Source organism: Streptococcus infantis, assembly GCF_047460405.1.
Taxonomy (GTDB): Bacteria; Bacillota; Bacilli; order Lactobacillales; family Streptococcaceae; genus Streptococcus; species Streptococcus infantis_Q.
Genome location: NZ_JASHGH010000020.1, coordinates 21,417 through 31,416, shown reverse-complemented (window position 1 = coordinate 31,416; position 10,000 = coordinate 21,417). Strand labels below are relative to the sequence as shown.

Annotated in this window: 6 protein-coding genes; 3 read left to right on the top strand and 3 right to left on the bottom strand. The window is 35.7% G+C overall.

The features are described from left to right. On the top strand, positions 1-96 hold a 96-nt coding region (locus QM928_RS08950; protein ID WP_414295075.1), incomplete at its 5' end, for an IS3 family transposase. A gap of 49 nt (positions 97-145) precedes the next feature. Here the strand turns inward: QM928_RS08950 and guaB are convergent. Then, complete coding sequence (guaB, locus tag QM928_RS08945; protein WP_414295062.1) at positions 146-1,624, bottom strand: IMP dehydrogenase; 1,479 nt, start codon at positions 1,622-1,624, stop codon at positions 146-148. 161 nt (positions 1,625-1,785) lie between these two features. Next, positions 1,786-2,811: a tryptophan--tRNA ligase gene (trpS, locus tag QM928_RS08940; RefSeq protein WP_248035091.1), complete on the bottom strand. Its 1,026-nt coding sequence runs from the start codon at positions 2,809-2,811 to the stop codon at positions 1,786-1,788. Between the two features lie 205 nt (positions 2,812-3,016). Here trpS and QM928_RS08935 point away from each other — a divergent pair, with 205 nt between their 5' ends. After that, the gene (locus QM928_RS08935; RefSeq protein ID WP_414295063.1) at positions 3,017-4,639 is read left to right on the top strand and encodes an ATP-binding cassette domain-containing protein; all 1,623 of its coding nucleotides are present in this window, start codon (positions 3,017-3,019) and stop codon (positions 4,637-4,639) included. Between the two features lie 61 nt (positions 4,640-4,700). Continuing rightward, positions 4,701-7,250 (top strand): YfhO family protein, encoded by a 2,550-nt coding sequence (locus QM928_RS08930; RefSeq protein ID WP_414295064.1) that lies wholly within the window; start codon positions 4,701-4,703, stop codon positions 7,248-7,250. Positions 7,251-7,281: 31 nt separating this feature from the next. On the opposite strand, the gene QM928_RS08925 is transcribed toward QM928_RS08930, so the two are convergent. Then, positions 7,282-9,933, bottom strand: a complete 2,652-nt coding sequence (locus tag QM928_RS08925; RefSeq protein ID WP_414295065.1) for a YhgE/Pip family protein — start codon at positions 9,931-9,933, stop codon at positions 7,282-7,284. Positions 9,934-10,000 lie beyond the last annotated feature (67 nt).

Below are 10,000 nucleotides of genomic sequence, written 5' to 3'. Positions count from 1 at the left end.
ATTGTAGACTATATTGATTACTACAACAATAGACGGATTAAGGTAAAACTAAAAGGACTCAGTCCTGTGCAATACAGAACTAAATCCTTTGCTTAAATTAATTGTCTAACTTTTTGGGGTCAGTACAAAACAGGAGATTTTTTTATTACATTGAGTAGTTTGGTGCTTCATTTGTGATTTGCACATCGTGTGGATGGCTTTCTTTTAGACCAGCACCAGACATTTCGATAAACTGAGCATTGTCATGTAATTCTTTTAGGTTAGCAGCACCACAGTAACCCATACCAGAACGAATACCACCAATCATTTGGAAGACGATATCGGCTGCTGCACCTTTATAAGCAACACGACCTTCGATTCCTTCTGGAACCAGTTTGTTTGCTTCATTGACAGAACCTTGGAAGTAACGGTCGCTTGACCCCTTCTTCATAGCAGCAATTGAGCCCATACCGCGGTATGTCTTGAACTTACGTCCTTGGAAGATTTCAGTTTCACCTGGAGCTTCATCTGTTCCCGCGAACATTGAACCAAGCATTACTGCATTTCCACCAGCAGCAAGAGCTTTTACAATATCGCCAGAATACTTGATTCCACCATCAGCGATGATTGTTTTGCCATATTCACGCGCAACTGCTGCCGCATCATAGATAGCTGTAACTTGTGGAACTCCGACACCTGCAATAACACGAGTTGTACAGATTGAACCTGGTCCAATACCAACTTTAACAACGTCAACTCCTGCGTCATAAAGGGCACGCGCACCTTCAGCAGTAGCGATGTTCCCAGCAATCAGTGTACGGTCTGGGAAATGCGCACGGATTTCAGCGATTTTACGAAGAACACCCGCTGAGTGACCATGAGCAGTATCGATAACAATGGCATCAGCCCCTGCTTCAAAGAGGGCTTCAGCACGTTCAAATGTATCAGAAGTAACACCTACCGCACCAGCAACAAGAAGACGACCAAATTCATCTTTTGCAGCATTTGGAAATTCAATTACTTTTTCAATATCTTTGATTGTGATCAAGCCAGAAAGACGACCTTTTTCATCAACCAGTGGAAGTTTTTCAATACGGTGTTCTTGAAGAATGCTCTCAGCTGTTTCAAGATCTGTTCCAACAGGAGCAGTAACAAGATTCTCACTGGTCATATGATTTGAGATTGGTTGATTGTAATCTGAAATAAAACGAAGGTCTCGGTTTGTTAAAATACCAACCAATTTACGATTTTCAAGAGTTTCAACCACTGGAACACCACTGATACGGTAACGTCCCATGAGTTCATCTGCCTCTGCAATTGTATGCTCTGGAGTCAAGAAGAATGGATCAATGATAACACCATTTTCAGAACGTTTTACCTTACGAACTTCATCTGCCTGCTGTTCAATAGACATGTTTTTATGGATAACACCTAGACCACCTGCACGCGCGATTGCAATGGCCATTTGGCTTTCTGTTACAGTATCCATCGCAGCTGTAATAATTGGGATATTTAAATTCAGATTATCAGCCAATTTCGTTGTTAAATCCGCATCATTAGGCAACACATGGCTCTCTGCTGGAATAAGCAATACATCATCAAAGGTAAAACCTTTTTTCAAAAATTTAGTGTCCCAATTAGACATTGAAGTTTCCTCTTTTCTTTCTTTTTGAGCTTGACGCTTTTTGTATTGTATCTATCATACCATTCTATGAAAATTTGTCAATTATATTGATAATAGATAATGTAAAAAACTATCCCTTTAATTTTAAAGAAGAGATAGTTTTAGAGTTCGTATTTTATCTATTAATGAAAGTAATTTAGACCCATTGCTGATTTTACTTCTGATAGCGTTTGGCCAGCAACTTCTCGAGCTTTTTCACTACCTTTTTGTAACATATTATACACTTCACCCATATCTTTAGCATATTCTAGGCGACGTTCACGGATTGGACCAAGTTCACGGTCTAGGATTTCAAGTAGATACCGTTTTGTCTTAACATCACCTAGACCTCCACGTTGATAATGCTCTTTCATGTCAGCAATTTCTTGAGCATCTTCAGGACGTCCGAATACGTCTAAGTAATGGAAAACCATATTTCCTTCAATCTTACCTGGATCCTCAACACGAATGTGATCTGGATCTGTATACATACTCATTACTTTCTTACGCAAAGTATCTGCATCATCTGACAAGTAGATACCATTATTAAGCGATTTAGACATTTTGGCATTTCCATCAAGACCAGGTAAGCGACCTGCTCCTTCATTTTCAGGATAAATTCCTTCCGGTTCTACTAAAACATCACAATTATAGGCATGGTTGAATGAACGCACAATCTCACGCGTTTGTTCAATCATCGGTTTTTGGTCTGTACCTACAGGAACATAGTTAGCCTTAAAAGCTGTGATATCTGCTGCTTGAGCAATTGGATAAACTAAAAATCCAGTTGGAATACTTTCTCCAAATCCTTTCTGAGCAATTTCTGTCTTTACAGTAGGATTACGCTCCAGACGAGCCAAAGACACTAGATTCATGTAATACATAGACAACTCTGCCAATTCTGGAATCTGGCTTTGAATGAAAATCGTTGATTTGTTAGGATCCAATCCCACTGCAAGATAGTCCAAAGCAACATTCCCAATAGACTCTACAATTGTTTGTGGATCTTTTGCATGGTCAGTTAAAGCTTGCTGGTCAGCCAAAAAAACAAACATGTCATATTTATCTTCTTGCTGTAATAAGACACGATTTTTTAAGCTACCAACGTAGTGCCCAATATGTAATTTCCCCGTTGGACGATCTCCTGTTAAAATAATGGGTTTATTCATCTTATTCTCCTTTGATATGGTCCTTTCAATTATAGCATTTTTTTGATAAAAAGACAGATAATTTTTTTATCAAATAATTACGATTTTAACTCCTCGACTGTAAATCATCTGTAAACATCCTTTACAAATAATTGACAGATAAAAATTTGAATATTTGCTGATTTTCTAGTAGAATTAGAGTATTACATATAATAGGAGAAAAAAATTGCTAACAGTATCTGATGTTTCACTACGTTTTAGTGATCGCAAACTTTTTGATGAGGTCAACATCAAATTTACAGAAGGAAACACATATGGTTTAATTGGTGCTAACGGTGCAGGTAAATCAACATTTTTAAAAATCTTAGCTGGTGATATCGAACCTACAACTGGTCATGTTTCTCTTGGACCTGATGAACGTCTTTCTGTGCTTCGTCAAAATCACTTTGACTATGAGGATGAACGTGTTATTGATGTTGTTATCATGGGTAATGAAAAACTATACAACATCATGAAAGAAAAAGATGCTATCTATATGAAGGCAGACTTTACTGATGAAGATGGAGTTCGTGCAGCTGAGCTTGAAGGTGAATTTGCTGAACTAGGTGGTTGGGAAGCTGAGAGTGAAGCTTCACAACTCTTGCAAAACTTGAATATTCCTGAAGATCTTCATTACCAAAATATGAGTGAACTCGCAAATGGAGACAAAGTGAAAGTACTCCTTGCTAAAGCTCTATTTGGTAAACCAGATGTCCTTCTTTTGGATGAGCCGACCAACGGTTTGGATATCCAATCTATTACTTGGTTAGAAGATTTCTTGATTGACTTTGATAACACTGTTATTGTCGTATCCCATGACCGTCACTTCTTGAACAAAGTATGTACTCACATGGCCGACCTTGACTTTGGAAAAATCAAACTCTATGTCGGAAACTACGACTTCTGGAAAGAATCTTCTGAGCTTGCTGCTAAATTGCTAGCAGACCGTAATGCTAAAGCAGAAGAAAAAATTAAGCAATTACAAGAATTCGTTGCTCGTTTCTCTGCTAATGCTTCTAAATCAAGACAAGCAACATCACGTAAGAAAATGCTTGATAAGATTGAACTTGAAGAAATTGTGCCATCTAGTCGTAAATATCCATTTATCAACTTTAAAGCTGAACGTGAAATCGGAAACGATCTCTTGACAGTAGAAAATCTATCTGTCAAGATTGATGGCGAAACTATTCTTGACAACATCAGCTTTATCTTGCGTCCAGGTGACAAGACAGCTCTTATCGGTCAAAACGACATTCAAACAACTGCATTGATTCGTGCTATTATGGGTGATATTGACTATGAGGGAACTGTCAAGTGGGGGGTTACAACTAGTCGCTCTTACTTACCAAAAGACAATTCAGCTGATTTTGCTGGGAGTGAATCTATTCTTGACTGGCTCCGTCAATTTGCAATTAAAGAAGAAGATGACAATACCTTCTTGCGTGGTTTCCTTGGTCGTATGCTCTTCTCTGGAGATGAGGTTAACAAACCTGTAAATGTCTTGTCAGGGGGAGAAAAAGTGCGCGTAATGCTATCGAAACTCATGCTTTTGAAATCAAATGTTCTAGTACTTGACGATCCTACTAATCACTTAGATTTGGAATCTATTTCAAGTTTGAACGATGGATTGAAAAACTTCAAAGAATCAATCATCTTCGCCAGTCATGACCATGAATTCATTCAAACATTGGCTAACCACATTATTGTCCTATCTAAAAACGGTGTAATCGACCGTATCGATGAAACCTATGATGAATTCTTAGAAAATGCTGAAGTACAAGCAAAAGTCAAAGAACTTTGGAAAGACTAAATAATACTTTAAAACTCAGTTGGATTAACCAACTGAGTTTTCTAACATTCTATGAGGTAACATGAAAACATTTTTTAGAAACTATTGGACCTATTTTATTTCTTTCATCATTCCCCTAGTAATTATGTCAGGAGTCTATCTTTCTCAAGGTATCTACTGGAACAGTGATACTTCACCTTTATTAGGGGATGGATTTCATCAATATGTTATTTTTGATCTTAATCTTCGTAATATTTTGCATGGGAGTGATAGTCTATTTTATACTTTTACCAGTGGTCTAGGTCTCAATTTTTATGCCTTGTCCAGTTATTACCTTGGTAGTTTTCTATCTCCTCTTGTTTATTTTTTTGATGTATCAAGCATGCCAGATGCAGTCTATCTTTCAACCTTGTTGAAATTTGGCTTGATAGGTCTGTCAACCTTTTTTAGCTTGAGTAAAATATTCAAAAATATACCTGCCCTACTTCGATTAGCTCTATCTAACTCATATGCATTAATGAGCTTTACAGTTAGTCAACTTGAGATTAAAACCTGGTTAGATGTTTTTATTTTAATCCCCTTAATTTTAACTGGTTTACATCTACTCATAACGGAAAAAAAACGTATTCTATACTTTACAAGTTTGTCAATATTATTTATCCAAAATTACTATTTTGGTTATATGACTGCCCTGTTTTTGGTAGTTTGGTATTTTTGCCAACTTTCTTGGGATTTTAAAAGTCGCAAGTTCTCTTTCCTTGATTTTTTCCTAACATCCTTACTCGCTGGTTTAACAAGTTTCATCATGACACTCCCAACCTTGTTTGATTTAAGAACTCATGGTGAAAAACTAACCGCTATTACAAAAATAAAAACAGATGCCAGTTGGTATCTAGATCTATTCGCTAAACAATTCATTGGTGCTTTCGATACGACTAAATATGGTTCTATCCCAATGATTTTTGTTGGCCTCCTTCCTTTCATCTTAACAATTGTATTCTTTACATTAAAATCAATTAAGTTTCACATGAAACTATGCTATGCAACTCTACTCATTATCATCATTGCTAGTTTTTATCTAGAAGCCTTAGATTTATTTTGGCAAGGAATGCACGCGCCAAATATGTTTCTTCATCGCTATGCTTGGATTTTCTCTACTCTTTTGATTTATATATCTGCGGAAGTTTTAGATAGATTTAAAGATATCAAATTATGGAATGTTTTATTCTCAATGACCTTCCTTTTATTTGGCTATCTGGCAACCATTTATTTTAAAAATCATTATTCCTTTTTAACTAAACTAAATATACTCTTAACGCTTGAATTCTTCGTGGTATACTTACTGTTATTATTAGCACTTATTAAAAAACTGATTTCTCTAAAAATCTTTTCAATTCTTATTTTGATATTTACAATAAGTGAGATTAGTTTTAATGCTTCATCTCAACTAAATGGAATTACGAAAGAATGGGGATTCGCTTCTCGTAGTATCTATGATAAAGATATTCCAAGTATGGAAGCTATTTTGGAGTATACCAAACAGCAACCAGATACATTTACACGAACTGAAAAGTTACAAACTCAAACTGGAAACGATAGCATGAAATTTAACTACAATGGCATCTCACAATTTTCATCTGTTCGTAATCGTTCTGCAAGTACAACGTTAGATAAGTTGGGTTTTAAATCTTCAGGTACCAACCTTAATCTTCGTTATGCAAATAATACTATCATTGCAGATAGTCTATTTGGAATCATCTACAATATTTCTGAAACCTATCCAGATAAATATGGTTTTCATCCAAGCTATCAAAAAGATAATCTAACCCTTTATAAAAATCAATTCGCTCTCCCAATTGCTTTTGCTACACAGTCTCTTTACAAAGATGTCACTTTTAATGACCATACTCTTGATAACCAAACTCAATTTTTAAATCAAATTGCTGGCTTAAATGAAGAGTACTTTTATCCGATAAATCATCATACAGACTCTGGTGACAACGTGGTCAATCTAAACGGAACTGATACTGAAGATGCAACTATCAGCTACAGCATTGAAGTACCTGATAATAGTCAGGTTTACCTTTCCATGACCAAGCTAAATTTTTCAAATGATAAGAAAAAGCAAGTTGACATCATTATCAATGGTGAAAAAAAATCCTTTACCACAGACAATGCTTTTACATTTTTTAATCTTGGATATGCAGAACATAAACAAACTTTTGATATCCAAGTTAAGTTTCCAGGAAATGCTCAAGTATCATTTGAATCTCCAACTTTCTATCGCTTAGATACTAAGAAATATACGGAGGCAATTAGCAAAATAAAAGAAAATCCAGTAGAAGTGAGCTCTTATAAAAATAAAGTCATTGTTAATTATAAGGTAAAGAATGAGACATCAATTTTTTTCACAATTCCTTATGACCAAGGATGGTCTGCTTATCAAAATGGTAAAAAATTACAAATTCAACAGGCACAAACTGGATTTATGAAAATTGATGTTCCTGAAGGTGAAGGAACTATTACCCTTTCCTTTATACCAAAAGGATTTGTTGTTGGTGCAAGTTGTTCTCTTATAGCCATTATTGTCTTTATTTTTTATGATATTCAAAGAAAAAAATATTCTAGATAAAAAAACAATCGACCGAATCGGTCGATTGTTTTTAGTCTTCTTCAGCTTTTTTAGGTTGATAGGCTAGCATTCCTAAAGCAACAAAAATCATTACTGTAAAGATAAGGAAAATAATCTGACTATGAATATTACCTGTCATAGAAATGGTTTGTCGTAAACCTGAAACTGAATAACTCATAGGTAACCATGGATTAATAGTTTTAAAGAATTGATTCGTCAAAGCTAAAGGATAAGTTCCTGCACTTGATGCTAATTGAAGGAGTAATAAAATTAAGGAGAAGAAGGCGCCTAGGCGAGAATTCCAGGTTGTCAATGCTGTTACCATCGCCATGAAAGCAAGACTAGTTAAAATAATCAAAGCAAAAGTTTTGAATTCGTGAACTGCAGTCAGTCCGATTAAATGTACCCCACCATAAACTAATAATCCTGCCAAACCAGCAATGATACCGTTAACTTCAAAGCGAGACTTAAACCAAGCCCAGCGACTTTCTGGATGGCGCCCAGAAGGCAATTTAGCAAAAATCATATTAGTTGAAATAGCAGCAACAAAAAGAGCAACTGATATCATATACGGAGCCATGGCAATCCCATTAACAGCTACTTGATCCGCATCAGTTTTTGAAAGACTTAAAGGATCAGCCAGTAAGTCTGCATTTGTTGGTTCAGTTGAAGCCTGTTGCAATTGCCCCTCAGCCTCTGTCAAACCTTGATTTAATTGACTTGAACCATCACTTAATTTTCCAAGTCCTGATTGTAAAATTTCAGATCCTTGAGCAAGTTGATCTGCTCCACTAGCTATTTTTTCAGAACCATTAGCTAGTTGATTTGCTCCTGAAACTAGCTGGTCTGATTTATCAGCTAATTGTTGAGAACCCGCTTGTAATTGATTAAATCCAGCAGTTAAATCTGATGTTTTATTATTTACTTGGTTGACACCTGATGCAAGTTTATCAATTCCTGTTGCTAATTCTGGCCCATTCGCTGCTAACTTAGCAGTTGCACCTGTCAATGTAGAAGATTTTTCTGTCAACTGATTAGAGCCTTGTAGCAACTTATTGAAACTTCCTGTCAAGTTCGAATTTTTAGAACTCAACTGACTTGCTCCTAAAGCTACTTGGTCTACAGATTTTGTATAGCTGTCAATACCAGATAGAGTTTGACTAGCTGGCAATAACTGACCATCAATTGCTGTTCGAATCTGTGTTAATCCACTTGACAAACTTGTCAAGGTAGCAGTAGTAGTTGGCAACAATTTCGCTGAACTTGTTTTTAAGCGACTAAGGCTATTTGCTTGATTATTTACATTCTCTAAAGAAGATTGTAACGTTTGAACTGTAGTTAAAATTGTTCGTGCTGACTCACTAGTAGAAGATGATTGATTAGAAACCACAGAAGTTATCTCTGCCTGTTGGTCAGGAGTTAAGCTTTGATAAGCACTCGTAGATTGAATAGCTGATAAAGTAGTTTCTTTTTCAGATTGATTTGAAGTAACGATGCTTTGTGCTGAATTTGCAATCGTTGATAGACTACTAGAAAACTGGTTTGTTAACTCTGTTATTTCTCCTGTGTCTGACGTTTGAATAGCATGATTCAGTTGCTCCAAGCCAGAAACTAATTGATGAATCTGATCTCTTTGTTGAGTTGATAAACTTAATTGACTAGACAGTTCTTGAATTCCTTGATTAAGTTGTGTTAATCCTGTACGTAGAGTCTCTGATTGTTTAGAAATCTGATTTGCACCTGATGATAGACTTTGAACTCCATTTGTATAAGTATCAATACCAAGTGAAAATTGATTTAATCCTGAATTTAATTGAGAAACACCACCTGTATAGGCTTGTGTGCCTGAATCAAGTTGAGTCAATCCTGATACCAGTGCCGGTGTCTGTGAATTCAGTTGATTTAATCCATTTTCGATTTGTGAAATAGCGCTGGTATATTGATTTAAACCAGTATTAAAATTACCAAGACCAAGATTTAACTGATTTACACCAGCTGTATAGATTCCTAAACCTGTAGATAATTGATCAGCACCATTAGAAAATGTGAGACTTGATTGAGCTAAGGTTTGAAGATTGGTCGTTAAGGTTTGACTCCCATCCGAAAGCTGATTCGAACCATCAGCCAACTGTAAACTTGCATTTGCAGCTTGAGATAAACCAAGTTTTAAATCATCCATCTTTTTAAATAAAGCTTTAGTATAAGATTGAGTAACATTAGTAGCCACTGTCTGTTTCATTTGTGTCATGGCAGAATCACTCATCTTGCTTGCAATAAAACTATGACCACTTGATGTCTGATAGTCAATCGTCATCTGTTCAGGATGATTTGTAAGGATAGAAGAAGCTTTCTCAGAAAGATTACTTGGCAACGTTACGACCATGTAATAATCTCCATCCCGCAGTCCTCTTGCTCCCTCACCTTCATCTACAAAATGAAAATCCAGGCTATTACTATCTTTTAAATTAGACACCATGTCTTCACCAATAGTGAGTTTTTCATCATTATAAGTAGCAGCTTGATCCTTATTAACAATTGCTACAGGTAACTCCGAAAGTTTACCATATGGATCCCACATTGATGATAAGAAAATGATATTGTAAAGAGCTGGAATTAAGGAAATTCCTATCATGACAATAATAAATGTCGGTTTTTTAAAGATTGCTTTCCATTCTTTAAACATATTGTCTCCTTTTTTAAACTACTTGTCTAAATTTTTGATATAATAGATTATACATAAAAAAATTAAA

Bases quoted from the DNA above. Each gene is read 5' to 3' on its own strand.
- QM928_RS08925 (WP_414295065.1), bottom strand. From the start codon at position 9,933: ATGTTTAAAGAATGGAAAGCAATCTTTAAAAAACCGACATTTATTATT.
- trpS (WP_248035091.1), bottom strand. From the start codon at position 2,811: ATGAATAAACCCATTATTTTAACAGGAGATCGTCCAACGGGGAAATTA.
- QM928_RS08930 (WP_414295064.1), top strand. From the start codon at position 4,701: ATGAAAACATTTTTTAGAAACTATTGGACCTATTTTATTTCTTTCATC.
- guaB (WP_414295062.1), bottom strand. From the start codon at position 1,624: ATGTCTAATTGGGACACTAAATTTTTGAAAAAAGGTTTTACCTTTGAT.